The following is a 15,040-nucleotide window of genomic DNA, read 5'->3' on the forward strand; positions in this document are numbered from 1 at the left end:
GCCGGGGCGGGACGGGCGCGGGCCCCGTGTCGCCCTGGCCGCCCGCGGCACCCGTCCGGCACGATGGCGGCATGGACTTCGAGCGCCCGCTTCCCCCCGACCCGTACTCGCTGCTCCCCGTCCCCGTCACGTTCACGCTGCGCAGCGCGGACGTCACGGAGGGCGAGCCCCTCGACCCCGACTTCAGCGTCGACGGCGCGGACGTGTCGCCGCACCTCGAGTGGTCCGGCGCCCCGGCGGGCACCCGCTCGTACGTGGTGAGCTGCTTCGACCCGGACGCCCCGACGCCGTCGGGCTACTGGCACTGGACGGCCGCCGACGTGCCCGCGGACGTGACGTCCCTGGCCCGCGGCGCGGGTGCGGTCGGCGGGGCCGGGCTGCCCGCCGGGGCGTTCCACGTGCCCAGCGACGGCGGCCGGCTCGGCTTCGAGGGCGCGGGCCCGCCGCCCGGGGACCACGCGCACCGCTACGTGTTCGCCGTGCACGCCCTCGACGTCCCGTCGCTCGGTCTGTCGGAGGCGAACAGCCCGGTGCACGTGGCGTTCAACGTCTACTTCCACACCCTCGCGCGCGCCACGCTCACGGCGACCTACCGGCGATGAGCGGCGCCACGTCCGGGCTCCCCGGGCTCCCCGTCCTCGGCGACCTCGCCTGGGCGCCGGCGCTCGAGCACCCCGACCTGCTCGCGGACCCGGTGCGCGCCGCGCTCGAGTCCTGGGCGGCCGACGACGACCGCGTGGCCCGGCAGGTCGCGGTGGTGGAGATCGACCCGGACCACGCGGACACCGCCACGCTCAACGAGCGGCACGGCCTGCCACCCGAGGCGTCCGCGAACTGCGTGGTCGTGGCCGGCCGCCGGGGCGACGTCGAGCGGATCGCGGCATGCGTCGTCACGGCCACGACCTTCGCCGACGTGAACACGCGGGTGCGCAAGCTGCTGGACGCGCGCAAGGCGTCGTTCCTGCCGGTGGACCGCGCGACGGCGGAGTCCGGGATGGAGTACGGCGGCATCACGCCCGTCGGCCTGCCCGCCGGGTGGCGCGTGCTCGTGGACGCGCGGTTCGCCGCGCCCGGCGCGCTGGCGCTGATGGGCTCGGGCGTGCGCCGCTCCAAGCTGCTCATGCCGGGCGAGCTGCTGTGCGCGCTGCCGGGCGTCGAGGTGGTCGAGGACCTCGGCGTCGCCCGCTGATCGTCCTCGCCCGCGCTCATGCGGGCTGCGGCGGATCCTCCCCGACCAGCCCGTCGACGGCCTCCCGGAACAGGTCGGCGTGCCCCACGTGCCGCGCGTACTCGTCGGCGAGGTCGACGAGGATGCGCCGCACGTTGGGCGTGAACCCGTCGGGGAACGTCAGCCGGGAGGGCGCGTCCAGCCCGCCGTCGAGCACCTGCGCCCACGTGGTCCGGGACCGCGCGACGGCGGCCTCCCAGGTCGCGTAGAGCTCCTCGGGGGTGTCGCGGGCCGCGGAGGTCCAGTCCCAGCGCGGGTCCGCCTCCCAGTCGGCAGGGTCCCACGGCGCGCCCTCGGGCCACCCGAAGGCGCGCGACGTCACGTCGTCCTCCACGAACGCCAGGTGCTTGACCAGCCCGCCCAGCGTCATCTGCGACGGCGGGTGCGGTCGGCGCAGCGCCTCGGCGTCGAGCCCGCCCACCTTCCAGGCGAACTGCGCGCGGGCACGGTCGACGGAGAAGAGGAGCATCTCCGCCTCCCCGGCGAGCGGGCCGGGTTCGTCGATCCTCGTGTCCAGCGTGTTCTCGGTCATCCTCCGGACGCTAGACCCGCGCGCCGACACGCTCACGTGCGCAGCGCCCCGCGGTCGGCGCGGGGTCAGCGCGCGGCGGTCAGCACTCCGCGCGGCCGCGGCGCCAGTAGCCCATGAAGGCGACGGCCTTGCGGTCCACGCCCTTCTCGGAGACGAGGTAGCGACGCAGCGTCTTGATGGAGCCGGCCTCGCCGGCGAGCCAGGCGTAGAGCACGGTGTCCTGCGCGAGCGGCTGGCCGGTCGCGTCGACGGGGACCTCCCACAGGATGTCCGCGTCGATGTCGACGTCGGGCAGCTCGCCGTCCAGGTCGACGCCGGCGGCGGTCAGGGCCGGGCGGTCGCCCTCGGCCTCGAGCAGCTCGGGGGCCACGGGCGCGTCGGACGACGGGCGCACGCCCATGGCGAGCAGCCGGTCGGCGGCCTCCTTCACGGCGGGGACGAGCACGTCGCCGTGCTCGCGGTCCTCGCGGGGCAGCCAGGAGATCCGCACGCCGGCCGGCGCGGCCAGGGTCCAGCGGTCCTCGGGGTGCGGCACCTCGAGGAAGACCTCGCCCACGGCGTCCTCGGGCAGCGACTCGCAGATCGCCGCGATGGCGGGGACGGCGGTCTCGTCGCCGGCGAGCAGCAGCGCGTGGCTGCGCTGCGGCGGGTTGAACTCCAGCCCTCCGTGCGGGCCGTCGGTGTATCCGGCGTTGGGGCCCATGATGACCAGCGGGGCGCCCGGCGTGGCGCCGTTCGCCCAGCGGGACGCGGGCCCGGTGTCGCCGTGCAGCACGATGTCGACGTCCACCTCGTGCAGGTCCTGGCGGACGGCGCGGACGGTGTACGTGCGCAGCGGGTTACGACGCTCCTCGGGCAGCGCGCGCCACGACGTGAACCAGTCGGGGTTCTGCCGGTCGAGGTACTCCCAGCCGCCGCATGGCGCGGGGAGCAGGAACTTGATCCGCTGGTCCTTGCCGTTGTCGGCGAAGAGGTGCAGGTCCTCGCCGGTGAACGTGATGCGGATGAACGACGGGCAGAGGCGGGTCACGCGCGAGACCGTGACGTCGAACATGCGGTAGGGCTGCTCGGGGACCACCTGCGGCGTGGTCTGGTCGGCGCGCTCGGTCGCCTGGACGGTCTCGGTCACGGTGGTAAGCCTAACCTCACCTCGCCGGGGGTCCGCAAGCCCGGGTGAGCGGCGTCACACCCGCGAGGCCTCCCCCACGCCGCGGACCACGACGACGGGGCAGGCCGCCGTCCGCACCAGCGTGTGCGTGGCGGAGCCCAGCAGCAGCGAGGCGAAGCCTCCGCGCCCCCGGGTGCCCAGGAGCAGCCGCTCGGCGTCCTCCGCCTCCCGGTGCAGCACCCGCGCCACCTGCCCCTCGCGGGTCAGGCCCACGACCTCGAGGGCGCCCTCGGCCGCACCCCGCTCGCGCAGCCGCTCCTCCACGCGCGCCAGCGCCTGCTCCAGCACCGCGCCGGCGTCCGCCTCGGTGATGTCGTGCCCCTCGTGCTCGGTGGGCCCGCGCGACGCGACCCACTCGGTCACGCCAGGGCGCCACACGACGACGACGCGCAATGCGCGCCCGAGCTCCCAGGCGGTGCCGGTGGCGGCGTCGAGCGCGAGGCCCGCCGGCTCCGAGCCGTCGTAGCCGACGACGACGGGCGCGTCGGGGGGCAGGTCGGGGCGCACGCCCTCGGCGGGCACGACGACGACCGGGCAGTGCGCGTGCGCGGTCACCTGGAGCACCACGGTGCCCCGCAGCGCCTCGTACAGCCCGCCGTGCCGCGACGCGCCCAGCACGAGGGCGCCGGCGTCGGCGGACATGCCGACGAGCGCCGAGGCGGGCGAGGCGTACTCGACGAACGTCTCGGTGTCCACGCCGGGCGCGACGTCGCGGGCACGCGCGGCGGCCTCCTCGACCACCGGCCACGCCCCGGCGTCGCCGCGCTCCCCCAGGTCACCGCCGTGGGGGTGGGTCGCCGTCCCGGTGTCGCGGGCGTCGCGCACGTAGACGACGCGCAGCACGGCGCCGCGCACGCGGGCCTCGCGCGCCGCCCACGCCAGGGCGACGTCGGCGGGTCCCGACGCGTCGTAGCCCACCACCAGCGGGGCGGCCTGGTGCTCGCTCACCCCGCCATCGTCTCTCGGGACGGCCCCGCTCGACACCGCGCCCGACCCGGTCGCGACGGAGGGTCAGGCGGTGCCGCGGCCTCGCGAGCGCCAGAGCAGGTAGACGAAGTACGGCGCGCCCAGCAGGGCGGTGCCGAGCCCGGCGGGGATCTGCCCGGGCGCGATGACGACGCGCCCGAGGGTGTCGGCGGCCGACACGAGCAGGGCACCGAGCAGCACGGCGACGGGCAGCACGCGGGCGTGCCGCGCGCCGACCAGTGCCCGCGCGGCGTGCGGCGCGACGAGGCCGACGAAGCCGATGACGCCGACCGCGCAGACGGCGGCCGCGGTGGTCAGCGCCGCCGCGCCCAGCAGCACGAGGCGCGTGCGGTCCACGGCGAGGCCGAGCACGCGGGGCATGTCCTCGTCGAGGGAGAGCACGTCGAGCTCGCGCCGGTAGGTCGCCGCGAGCGGCACCATGACGACCAGCGCCAGGGCGACGGGCAGCAGCTGCTCGAGGCTGCGCCCGTAGGTGGAGCCCGACAGCCAGGTCAGGGCGAGGTTGACGTCCCACGGGGAGATCACGAGGACGACGAGCGTGATGAGCGCCGTCGTGCCCGCCTGCGCGCCGATGCCGACCAGGACGAGCCGTTCGGACCCGAGGCCGCCGCGCGACGACAGCAGGTACACGAGGGCGAAGACGACGAGCGCGCCGACCCCCGCGGCGGCGGACATCGACCAGATCCCGACCCCCGGCACGAGCAGGATCATGAGGACCGCGCCGAGGCCCGCGCCCGACGTCACGCCGAGCAGGCTGGGCTCGGCGAGCGGGTTGCGGCACACCGCCTGCACGATCGTGCCGGCGAGCGCCAGGGCCCCGCCCGCGAGGACGGCGGCGAGCACGCGCGGCACGCGCTGGTCGAGGACGAAGGAGACCTGCCGCCCGGCGGCGCCCTGCAGCCAGTTCGACACGTCGCCGAGCAGCACGAGCCGGTCCCCCAGCAGGAGCCCGGCGACCACCGCCGCCACGAGGGCGGCGACCAGGACGACGAGCACGGTGACGACCCGGGCCCGCGACCGGGGCCGGCCGAGCGCGCCGCGGGCGCCCCGCGCCCCGGCCCCGGAGTCGCGCAGGCGCCGCGCCATCCACACGAGGATGCCGGCGCCGAGGACGGTCGTCACGACGCCCGTGGGCACCGCGACGGACGCCTGACCGGGCAGGAGCGCGCGCAGCAGGACGTCGGAGCCGAGCACCACGATCACGCCGACGAGGGCCGAGAACGGCAGGAGCAGCACGTGCCGGCCGAGGCCGGGCACCTTGCGCCCCACGAGGCGGGCGATGACGGGGGCGGCCAGGCCCACGAAGCCGATGGGTCCCGCCACGGTCACGGCGATCGCGGCGAGCAGCACGGCCGCCAGCACCGCGAGCACCCGGGTGCGCCGCACGTCGATGCCGAGCACGCGGGCGGCGTCGTCCCCGAGGCCGAGCAGGTCGAGCCGGCGGGCGAGCAGCAGCGCGCCCACGACGCCGACGGCGACGACGGGTGCGGCGAGGCTGACGGTTCGCGTGCCGGACTGGACGATGCTGCCGCTGCCCCAGGCGAAGAGGCCGGTGGTCTCCTGCTCGAAGAGGACGAGCAGCACCATCGTCAGGGAGTGCAGCGCCAGCATGATGGCCGACCCGGCCAGGACGAGCCTCGTCGGGCCGTCCGCCCCGCCGCGGGCGAGGGCCAGCACGAGCCCGGCGGCGGCCAGCCCGCCGAGGAACGCGAGGCCGCCCTGCAGGTAGAACGGCACAGTGAGGCCGAGCGCGGCCGCCGCGACCACCGTGACGTACGCCCCGGCGTTGACCGCCAGCGTGTCGGGCGAGGCGAGCGGGTTGCGCGCCACCGACTGGAGCACCGCGCCGGCGACGCCGAGGGCGACGCCGACGAGCAGCCCCGCCAGCAGGCGCGGCAGCCGGGAGGACAGGAGCACCGCGACCGTGCCGTCGGTGTCCGCGCCGACGGCGGCGCGCAGCACGTCGAGCGCCCCGACGTCGGCCGTGCCCTGCGCGAGGTGGACGGCGGACAGCACGAGGACGGCGACGACGGCGAGGGCGAACGCCGCGACGACGCGCGCGGGCGCCGCTCGCCGCCCCGGCGCGGTGGCGGGGGCGGCGGACGGCAGGGAGACGGTCACGGACACGTGCGGCGGGCGGTCAGGCGAGCGCGTCGACGAGCGCGTCGATGTACGCGGCGCCCGACAGCGGGCCGCCGAACATCCAGATGCCGTCCGGGATGCGGTGCACGTCGCCGGCGGTGACGAACGGCAGCTGCTCCCAGACCTTGTTGTCCTTGAGGCCGTCGGCGAACGGGTCAGCCTCGGAGTCGTTCGCGGCGTAGACGAACTTCACGTCGTCGAGCTTCGTGAGGCCCTCGACGTCGGTCTGCGCGAGCCCGTAGTCGGGGTCGCCGCCCTCGGTCCAGGCGTCCTTGAGGCCGACGGCCTCGCCGAGCGCGCCGAAGAACGACCCGGGCGTGTACATCCGGACGGACACGGTGCCGTTCGCGATCCAGCCGTCGGCCATCGCGAACTCGGCGCCGCCGAGGTCCGCGGCCTCGAGGGCCGCCTTGCCCTCGGCGACCTTGGCGTCGAAGTCCTTCAGCGCGGACGCGGCGGCGTCCTGCGTGCCGGTGACCTCGCCGAGGGTGGTCACCGTCTCCTTCATGTACCCGAGCGGGTCGGTGCCGTCGGAGCCGCGCAGCGTGAGGACGGGAGCGACCTCCTCGATCTGCGTGATGACGTTCTCCGGCAGGTCGGTCGTGGTCACGACCAGGTCCGGCTCGAGCGCCGAGATCGCGTCGAGGCTCGGCTCGCCGCGGTCGCCGACGTCGGGCGTGCCCTCGTCGATCGGCGCGGTGGTGTCCCAGGTGTTGTAGCCCTTGACGTCGGCCTGGCCGGCGGGCTGCACGCCGAGCGCGACGAGGTTCTCGGTGAGCCCCCACTCCAGCGAGACGACGTCGGTGGCGGGGGCGTCCAGCGTGTGCTCGCCGCGCTCGTCGGTGTACGTGACGGGGCCGGTCGCGGCCGAGGTCTCGGGGGCGGCCTCCGCGGCGGGGTCCTCGGTGGTGCCGCAGGCCGCGAGGGAGAGGGCGGCCACCGCGGCGGTGGCGCCGACGAGCAGCGAGCGGGTGGGGGTGCGCATGGGTGTCTCGGTGTCCTTCGTGTCGGCACGCCGCGGGGCGGGCGCGCGGGGCCGCCGGCGCGGGCCGGCGGGAGGTCGGTGGGGTCAGGCGCGCGCGTCGTGCCGGCCGACGGCCTCGCAGCGGGTGCGCCCGGTACCCGGGTGGGTCATGACGTCGACGCGGATGCCGTAGACCTCGGTGAGGAGCTCGCTGGTGAGCACCTCGGCGGCGGGGCCGGAGGCCCGCACCTCGCCGCGGTGCAGCACCACGACGTGGTCGGCGACGGCGGCGGCCTGGTTGAGGTCGTGCAGGACGACGCCGACGGCCACGCCGTGCTCGGCGGCGAGGTCCCGCACCAGGTCGAGCAGCTCCACCTGGTAGCGCAGGTCGAGGTAGGTCGTGGGCTCGTCGAGCAGCAGCACGCCGGTGTCCTGAGCGAGGCAGGTCGCGAGCCACACGCGCTGCAGCTCCCCGCCGGAGAGCTCGTCCACGCCCCGCTCGGCCATGTCGGCCACGCCCGTGACGTCCATGGCGTGCGCGATGGCGCGCGGCCCGTCGGCGTCGGCGGAGCGGAACCGCCCGCGGTAGGGGTGGCGGCCGTAGGCGACGACGTCGCGCACGGTGACGCCGCTCGGCGTGGGGTGGCTCTGCGAGAGCAGCGTGACCCGGCGGGCGAAGTCCTTCGGGTGCAGGGCCAGGGCGTCGGTCGCGCCGCTGCCGTCCGCGAGCGTGACGCTGCCCGCGTCGGGACGGTGCAGGCGGGCGAGCGAGCGCAGCAGCGTCGACTTGCCCGAGCCGTTGGGGCCCAGCAGCGCGGTCACGGCGCCCGGCCGCAGCTCGATCGCGGCGCCGTCGACGACGGTGCGGCGGTCGTAGGAGAGCCGCAGGTCGCGCCCGGCCAGCGCGGCAGCGGGGCGGGCGGCGAGCACGGGGGGCGCCGAGGACGCCAGGGTCTGACTCACGTAGGTGAGGCTAACCTTCACCAGATCATTTCGTCATCCCCCTGTTGCGTAATTCCCTGTGACTCGGGTCACGCCGGGCCCCACGGAGCGGTTGACACGGGCCATCGTCGATGACAGCGTTATCACCGCCCTGGTCTAGACCAATGGAGGTAACCATGACCATGCCCACGAGACCCCGCAACGCCGCCGGTCTCCTCTCCGCCGCCGCGCTCCTCGCCGCGGCGGCCGTCGCCGTCCCGGCCGCCGCGGCGTCCGCCGCGCCGCTCGCGCCGTCGAGCCTCGCGACCCCGTCGACCTCGTCGCGCTCCGCGGCCGCCGACCTGCCGGTCGTCAGCCCCGCGCCCCAGCAGATGTGGCGCGCCGGCCGCGACGTGCCCCTTACCGGGAGGGTCGACGTCGTCGTCGACGAGCACACCGACGCCCCCGCCCGCGACGCGCTGGTCCGGGCGCTGCGCGCCCACGGGGTCACGAAGGTCCGCGTGATCGACCCCGCCGGGTCGGCGGGGCCCGGTCGGGCGCCGCTGCAGCTCCTGCTCGGCGACGCCGGCCGCGCCGACGTGCGCGCCGCCCTCGGCGACGTGTCCGTCCCCGACCACGCCGAGGGGTACGCCCTGCGCGTCGACCGCGGCGCGGGAGGCGGCGTCGGCACCGTGGCCCTCGCCGGGGCGGACGCGGACGGTCAGTTCTACGCCGTGAAGTCGTTCCAGCAGCTCCTCGTCACCCGGGGAGGCGACACGTCCGTCGCGGGCGCGGCCGTGCAGGACTTCCCGTCCATGCCGCTGCGCGGCACCATCGAGGGCTTCTACGGCGAGCCGTGGACGGCGGCCGAGCGGCTCGACCAGATGGCGTTCTACGGCGACCTCAAGGCGAACACCTACGTTTACGCGCCCAAGGACGACCCGTACCACCGCGAGCAGTGGCGAGACCCGTACCCCGCGGACAAGCTCGCCGAGCTCACGGACCTCGTCGACGCGGCCACCGCGAACCACGTGCGCTTCACGTTCGCGCTCTCCCCCGGCAACAGCATCTGCTACACCAGCGACGCCGACATGGCCGCCCTCGAGGCCAAGTTCCAGGCCCTGTACGACGTCGGGGTGCGGGCCTTCAACGTGCCCCTCGACGACATCGACTACTCGCGCTGGGCGTGCGACTCCGACCGCGAGGCCTACGGCGACCCGTCGCCCGGGGCCGCCGGCCAGGCGCAGGCCGACTTCCTCACCCGGGTGCAGCAGGGCTGGATCGAGACGCACGACGGCGCCCAGCCCCTCCAGATGGTGCCGACCGAGTACTACAACACCACCGAGTCGCCCTACAAGGCCGCGCTACGCACCATGGACGACGACGTCGTCGTCATGTGGACCGGCAACGACGTCGTGCCGCAGTCGATCTCGATCGCGCAGGCCCAGGAGGCCGACACCGTGTTCGGCGGGCCCACGTTCCTCTGGGACAACTACCCCGTGAACGACTTCGGGCAGACCAGCGGCCGGCTCCTGCTCGCGCCCTACGACAAGCGCGAGCCCGGCCTCTCCGACCACCTGGCGGGCCTCGTCTCCAACCCGATGAACCAGGCCGCGGCCAGCAAGGTCGCCGTCTTCGGCATGCTCGACTTCGCCTGGCACGACCGCGGCTACGACCGCGACCGCAGCTGGACCGAGGCGATGCGCTACCTCGCCCACGACGACGAGCGGGCCGTCGAGGCGCTCCTCGCGTTCGGCGACCTCAACCACCTGGCGCCGAGCTTCGGCGACCCGTGGCAGCCGCAGGCCCCCGCGCTCGCGGCCGACGTCGCCACGTTCTGGGACCGCTGGGAGGCCGGCGACCGGCAGGCCGCCGTCGACGGGCTGCGGCACCGCGCCGAGCTCGTCGCCGCGATCCCCGAGACCCTGCGGTCCGCGGACGTCGACCCCGGCTTCCTCTCCGACGCGAGGCCCTGGCTCGACGCCGACGACCTGTGGGGCGACGCCTTCGTCGCCACCCTCGACGCCGCGCAGGCGGACGTCGACGGCGACGACGCCGCCCGCGACGCCCTCCTCGCCCGGGCGAAGGAGTCCGCCGACTCCGCGGCGAAGGTGCTCGTGGACCCGCCGGACAACCGCTGGGGCGTCGCCCCGGTGAAGCTGGGCGACGGCGTGCTCGACACCTTCCTCACCGCCCTGGGCGGTGACCTCAGCTCCTGACCGTGCCGCCCGGACGAGCCACGGGGGCGAGGGGTCGGCGCGCGCCGGCCCCTCGCCCCCGACCCGCTCCGGTTCACACCGGTTCACACCGGGTCACTTCAGGTCACCCCGGCGCTCCGGCCTCCTGGACCCACATCACTCCCAGCTCGCGCAGCATCGCCGCGGCGCCCGCGCCGTGCATGACGGACCGCTCCCCCAGCGCCGAGTACCGCGGGCGGCGCACGTCGCTCGGCGGCAGCCGCCGGGCGAGGGCGGCCTCGACCGTGTCGAGCAGCCGCGCACCGGCCCGGCGCACCGGCCCGTCGATGACGACGTCCGCGACGTCGAGGATCGCGACCTGGGCGCAGATCAGCGCCGCCAGCCCCTCCGCGGCGCGGTCGACGCGCGCGGCCAGCGCCCGCAGCTCGCCCGACGCGGGGCCGTCCCCCGGCGCCGCGACGTCGTCGAGCCGCTCGACCGGGAGTCCCTCGAGCACCGCGGGCAGGCCGGCGACGGTCTCCAGGCAGCCGCGCCGCCCGCAGGAGCAGAGTCGGTCGCTCACGCCGAGGTCGATGTGCCCGACCTCGCCCGCGCGCTGCCGGTCGCCGAGGTGGACGCGCCCGTCGAGCAGCACGGCCGAGCCGACGCCCGTGTCGACGTGCAGCACGATGACGCCCGCGCCCGGGGCGCCCTGGTGGGAGACCTCCGACAGCGCGACGGCCGTCGCGTCGTTCACGAGGACGACCTCGTGCCCGAGGACGGCGGCCAGCGGGCCGGCGAGGTCCACGTCCTCCCACCCGAGCTGCAGGGCCTCGGTGACCCGGCCGTCCGGGGAGACGATGCCCGGGACGGCCACGCCCACGGCGAGCAGCTCGCGGCCGTCGCGCTCGGCCAGGCCGGCGAGCAGCGGGGCGAGCGCCCCGACCACGTCGTCCGCCGTGGGGCCCGCGGCCAGCGGCGCCCGCGCCGTCGCCCCGATCGCCCCGTCGAGCCCGCCGACCCCGGCGCGCACGCCGCCCGGCGTCACGTCGGCCATCAGCAGGCAGGAGTGCTGGGTGTCGACCCGCAGCGGCGTCGCGGGCTTGCCCCGGCCCTGCGGGCGGCCCGCGCCCTCGGCGACCAGGCGCCGGGCCACCAGGTCCTGCACGATCTCGGACACCACCGCGCGGGCGAGCCCGACCGAGCGCGCGATGTCGGCCCGGGAGACCTCGCCGGCGCCGCTCAGCACGCTCTGCAGCACCAGCCGGGTGTTGCGCTCGCGCAGCCCCGCAGGGGTCGCCTTCTGCGCGACGCGCACCGGTCCCGACGTCATCGACCCTCCCCGCGGCCTCGAGGACCCGGCGACGGGCGCCTACCCGGCCCCGTAGACCGCCAGCTCCTGCAGATGGAGGCTATAGGCATTGGTGGTGTTCCCGAACCCGGTGACCCGCACGTACCGGTAGCGGCCGTCGACGGCGTACCGGTCGCCCACGTCCGTCTGCGGGGCGTGCTCCGTCTTCTGGGCAAGCAGCGTCCAGGACTGGCCGTCGACGCTGCCCTCCACGCGGTAGAGGTACGACCGGCGGTCGGCGTAGTACGGCGTCACCCGGACCGCCGACAGGTCGTGGGCGGCGCCCAGGTCGACCTGCAGCGACGAGGGCGTCCCGCCGCACGCCGCCGGGAGGCAGAACCATCCCGTGCTCAGGTCGGCGTCGACCGCCTTGGCCGGCCCCCGGCCCGCCTCCGCGCTCGTGGCCGTCGCCGGCGCGCCCTCGCTGAGCGGCGTGGGCGGCGGCGCGTCGCAGGCCACCGTCGGCGCCCCGAAGGACAGCGCGTCGAAGTACCGGTTGGCGTCCGACTGGTCCACCTGCAGGCGCAGCTGGGTCACCCCGGTGACGTCCACGTCCAGGCGGACCGCCTCCGTGCCGGGGCCCGACGGGCCGCTGCGGAGCACGCCGGTCTGCTCCAGAAGCCTGCCGTCGCCGTAGACCCGCACCACCACGTCGCCGTCGGCGGTGTGGTTCATGGCGTCGTCGATGCCGACGACGGTCGTGAGGCTCTGGCAGGTGCCGCCGAGCTCGAAGCGCACGTCGGCGTTGGAGTTGGTGCCCAGGCCCTTCGCGTACGCCACCCCGTCGAGCCGGATCGGCGCACCGTCGCCGGCCGGGGTCGCGTCGGTGACCGTGTCCCGCTTCACCGGGTGCAGCCCGTCGTGGTTGCGCGACGAGGAGAACGCGAGGTCGCTGAGCTGGTAGCGCCCGGGCGACGCGACCGGGAGCACCGCCGACGCCGTCCTCTCCTGGGACCCGTCCGCCCGGTCGAAGCGGACCGTGACGTCGACGGTCACCTCGTCGGTGCCCTCCGGCAGCGCGGCGGTGCGGCGGATCGTCCAGGTCCGCTCGGCCGTCTCCCCGGGGCCGATCTCGTCCGGCTGTTCCCCGGTCGGGACCACCTCGACCCCGGCGGGCGCCGTGACCTCGACGCGTACGCCGGTGGCCGCGGCGAAGTAGTTGGTGTTGGTCACCGACGCGGTCACCTGCGCGGCCTCCGGCCCGGTGCCCGCCTGCGTGACCGAGCCCGTCGGCCGCAGGGTCAGGGGGACGTCGTAGCGGTCGTCCTGCAGGCGGTGGAGCGTCCGCGACGCCTCCCGGTAGGCGCTGCCCGACGGCCGGGTCGGGTAGACCGTGCGGTCCGCGATCCACTCCTCCGCCATCGCGTCGTAGTCGATGTCGGGCAGCGCCTCGCCGGTCTCCAGGTGCGCGCGGAGCGCGTCGAACAGGCGCTCCCACCGCGGCAGGTAGTAGTCGTCCAGCAGGCCGGACCGCTCGCGGTAGGCGTAGTCGTGCAGGTCGGTGGTCGCCGGCCCCCAGGAGGTGATCAGCCGGCGTGCGTCCTGCTCGAGGTCGGCCGCCTCCTGCGGGTCGCCAGCCGCGGCGCGCGCCTGCGCGGTCCACGGGCCCAGGAGGAAGTGCTCGTCGGTGCCCAGGAGGTCGTCGAGCCCGCGGATGTGCTCCGTCCAGGACCGCGTGAGGCGGGTGAGCTCGTCGAGGTCCCCGGCCTGGTACGCCGCCTGGATCTGGGGCAGCAGGGTGCGGGACCGGTCGGCCACCGACTGCCGCGCGACGTCGACCAGGTCGTACCGGTAGGCCGCGCTGCCCCGCAGCGACGGGTCCACGTCGAGCAGCGCGGGCAGGGCCCGCGCGAACGCCGCCGGGTCGTAGGCGAAGGCGGCCTGCGCGTACGTGTGCGGCCGCGTCGCCGACAGGCTGGGCGTCGCCGCGAACAGCCCGCCGTGCCCCGAGGAGCGGCCCCCGGTGGGCGGGATGGCGTACGCCGTGTCCGCGAGCACCTGCCACGCCCGGCGGGCGGCGGGGTCGGCCCCGCCGTAGCGCGCGTCGGCGTAGTCGGCGAACCAGCGGTCGACGTCGACCGGGCCGTCGTGCCAGGGCAGCTCGGCGAGGAACTCCATCGCGACGGGGTTGTTGCCGCTCGCCTCGGGCAGGATCGCCACGCCGTCGAGCGCGCTGCCGGGGCGCTCCAGCCACGCCCAGAACCGCTCGTTCCAGGCCCGGACCGGCGCGCCGATCGTCGAGTTCCCGCCGAAGTTCCAGATGGACCCGAAGGCGTAGGGCGTGCCCTTCCAGTCGCTGTCCCGGTCGGGCTTCAGCGCCCGGTCGGCGAGGCCGTCGACCACGAGCATCCGGCTTCGGTCGATCGCTGCGACGGTCTCCGGGCGCGGGTTGCTCTGCCAGCCGAGGATGACCCAGATCGCGCCCGGGTGGGCCGCCTCGAGCGCGTCCTGCACCGCCACCGACGCGTCGCCCACGGGGATGTCGCCGGCGCGCCCGCCCTCGTGCAGCAGGTCCATCTTGAACATCGTCGACGACCCCAGGACCCGCTCCTGCACGGCGTAGTACCGCTGCGCGACGCGGTCGAAGGTCGGGTCCGTGGGCGCCAGCCAGTCCGGCCTCGTGAACCCGCTCCACGTGCCCTGCGGCACCGTCTTCGCGCCGGGGTTGCGCTGCTCGAAGTCGGTCGGCACGGTGCCGAAGTAGCCGGGCAGCACCGGCGTGATGCCGAGCGAACGCATCCGGTCGGCGATCCGGCGGCCGAGGTCCGCGCGCTCGGCGAGCAGGTGCTCGGTGACCGGCGCCGTGAACCCGGACATGTTCTGCAGCAGCCACCACGGCTGGTAGCCGGGGCTCGGGACCCACTGCCGCATCTCCTGCGCCGAGTAGCCGAACGACTGCAGCGTCTCCGCGTAGACGGCGTCGGCGCCCACGGGCATGAACATCTCGTTCACGCCGTGCATGGCCGCCACGTCGATCTCCCGCTCCCAGTCCTCGAAGGTGCGGAAGGGGCCGGAGTAGCCGTCCTCGGTGTCGTTGCCGGAGAACCGGTGCGAGACGAGCGAGGTGTGCGTGATCGGCTCGCGCGGCAGAGGCAGCCGCGCCGGGAGGTCCAGCTGGTCCCCGGTCCAGGAGACGTCCGCCTGCGCGACGTCCTTGAGGTACCAGTTGACGCCCATGAGCAGGGCCGAGGTGCTGCTGCCCTCGACGACCAGCCGGCCGCCGTGCGCCGCGACCCGGAAGGTCTCGCGCCCGTCGTCGGCCGCGATGGTGGAAAGGCCCACCTGCCCGGCGTACCGCGGGCCGAGCACCCGCCGCAGGACGTCGCGCGCGGGCCGGGTGTCGAACGTGCCCGCTCCCGCCACGGTCCGTGCCGCACCGCCGTCCGTGGGTGGCGGTCCGGCGGCGCCGGCCGCGCCCGCCCCCGTCACGGCGAGCATCGCGACGCCGACCAGCGTGGCGAGCGCCTTCGTGGAGAACTTCCGCAGCGTCGTGCTCCCGACCATGGTCTGCCCCTTTGCAGCGATTATGATCGCGGCCCAACCTAAACCCGCTCCACGGGCCGGTCAAGG

At 75.7% G+C, this 15,040-nt stretch carries 11 protein-coding genes; 3 read left to right on the forward strand and 8 right to left on the reverse strand.

Going from position 1 to position 15,040, the window contains the following annotated elements; genetic code table 11:
- Positions 1 to 71: 71 nt before the first annotated feature.
- Both ACWF41_RS08185 and ACWF41_RS08190 read left to right on the forward strand, forming a co-directional pair.
- On the forward strand, positions 72 to 602 hold the full coding sequence (locus tag ACWF41_RS08185) for a YbhB/YbcL family Raf kinase inhibitor-like protein (protein WP_380320390.1): 531 nt from the start codon (positions 72 to 74) through the stop codon (positions 600 to 602).
- On the forward strand, positions 599 to 1,189 hold the full coding sequence (locus tag ACWF41_RS08190) for a YbaK/EbsC family protein (protein WP_380320393.1): 591 nt from the start codon (positions 599 to 601) through the stop codon (positions 1,187 to 1,189). The genes ACWF41_RS08185 and ACWF41_RS08190 overlap by 4 nt, the downstream gene beginning before the upstream one ends.
- Before the next feature lie 16 nt (positions 1,190 to 1,205).
- Here the strand turns inward: ACWF41_RS08190 and ACWF41_RS08195 are convergent, their stop codons facing one another.
- The 6 genes from ACWF41_RS08195 to ACWF41_RS08220 all read right to left on the reverse strand — a co-directional run bounded on the left by ACWF41_RS08195 (position 1,206) and on the right by ACWF41_RS08220 (position 7,984).
- Positions 1,206 to 1,760: a DinB family protein gene (locus tag ACWF41_RS08195; RefSeq protein ID WP_380320396.1), complete on the reverse strand. Its 555-nt coding sequence runs from the start codon at positions 1,758 to 1,760 to the stop codon at positions 1,206 to 1,208.
- Between the two features lie 79 nt (positions 1,761 to 1,839).
- The gene (locus ACWF41_RS08200) at positions 1,840 to 2,889 is read right to left on the reverse strand and encodes a siderophore-interacting protein (RefSeq protein ID WP_380320399.1); all 1,050 of its coding nucleotides are present in this window, start codon (positions 2,887 to 2,889) and stop codon (positions 1,840 to 1,842) included.
- Between the two features lie 54 nt (positions 2,890 to 2,943).
- Positions 2,944 to 3,876 (reverse strand): universal stress protein, encoded by a 933-nt coding sequence (locus ACWF41_RS08205; protein ID WP_380320402.1) that lies wholly within the window; start codon positions 3,874 to 3,876, stop codon positions 2,944 to 2,946.
- A 63-nt stretch (positions 3,877 to 3,939) separates the two neighbouring features.
- On the reverse strand, positions 3,940 to 6,036 hold the full coding sequence (locus ACWF41_RS08210; RefSeq protein ID WP_380320405.1) for an iron ABC transporter permease: 2,097 nt from the start codon (positions 6,034 to 6,036) through the stop codon (positions 3,940 to 3,942).
- A gap of 19 nt (positions 6,037 to 6,055) precedes the next feature.
- A complete protein-coding gene (locus ACWF41_RS08215; RefSeq protein ID WP_380320408.1) occupies positions 6,056 to 7,042 on the reverse strand; it encodes an ABC transporter substrate-binding protein in 987 nt (328 codons plus the stop codon).
- Between the two features lie 84 nt (positions 7,043 to 7,126).
- Positions 7,127 to 7,984 (reverse strand): ABC transporter ATP-binding protein, encoded by an 858-nt coding sequence (locus tag ACWF41_RS08220; RefSeq protein WP_380320411.1) that lies wholly within the window; start codon positions 7,982 to 7,984, stop codon positions 7,127 to 7,129.
- A 155-nt stretch (positions 7,985 to 8,139) separates the two neighbouring features.
- Between ACWF41_RS08220 and ACWF41_RS08225 the strand changes: the two genes are divergently transcribed.
- Complete coding sequence (locus ACWF41_RS08225) at positions 8,140 to 10,161, forward strand: beta-N-acetylhexosaminidase family protein (RefSeq protein ID WP_380320414.1); 2,022 nt, start codon at positions 8,140 to 8,142, stop codon at positions 10,159 to 10,161.
- 103 nt (positions 10,162 to 10,264) lie between these two features.
- Here ACWF41_RS08225 and ACWF41_RS08230 read toward each other — a convergent pair whose 3' ends face one another.
- Together ACWF41_RS08230 and ACWF41_RS08235 are read right to left on the reverse strand one after the other, a co-directional pair.
- Positions 10,265 to 11,452, reverse strand: coding sequence for an ROK family transcriptional regulator (locus tag ACWF41_RS08230; protein ID WP_380319336.1), 1,188 nt, complete (start codon positions 11,450 to 11,452; stop codon positions 10,265 to 10,267).
- Between the two features lie 39 nt (positions 11,453 to 11,491).
- The gene (locus ACWF41_RS08235; RefSeq protein ID WP_380319333.1) at positions 11,492 to 14,974 is read right to left on the reverse strand and encodes an alpha-N-acetylglucosaminidase TIM-barrel domain-containing protein; all 3,483 of its coding nucleotides are present in this window, start codon (positions 14,972 to 14,974) and stop codon (positions 11,492 to 11,494) included.
- Between the last annotated feature and the right edge of the window lie 66 nt (positions 14,975 to 15,040).

Source organism: Isoptericola sp. NPDC055063 (genome assembly GCF_053608125.1).

Coding starts and splice junctions, on each gene's coding strand:
- ACWF41_RS08185 (WP_380320390.1), top strand. CDS start 72: ATGGACTTCGAGCGCCCGCTTCCCCCCGACCCGTACTCGCTGCTCCCC.
- ACWF41_RS08215 (WP_380320408.1), bottom strand. CDS start 7,042: ATGCGCACCCCCACCCGCTCGCTGCTCGTCGGCGCCACCGCCGCGGTG.
- ACWF41_RS08225 (WP_380320414.1), top strand. CDS start 8,140: ATGACCATGCCCACGAGACCCCGCAACGCCGCCGGTCTCCTCTCCGCC.
- ACWF41_RS08230 (WP_380319336.1), bottom strand. CDS start 11,452: ATGACGTCGGGACCGGTGCGCGTCGCGCAGAAGGCGACCCCTGCGGGG.
- ACWF41_RS08235 (WP_380319333.1), bottom strand. CDS start 14,974: ATGGTCGGGAGCACGACGCTGCGGAAGTTCTCCACGAAGGCGCTCGCC.
- ACWF41_RS08195 (WP_380320396.1), bottom strand. CDS start 1,760: ATGACCGAGAACACGCTGGACACGAGGATCGACGAACCCGGCCCGCTC.
- ACWF41_RS08190 (WP_380320393.1), top strand. CDS start 599: ATGAGCGGCGCCACGTCCGGGCTCCCCGGGCTCCCCGTCCTCGGCGAC.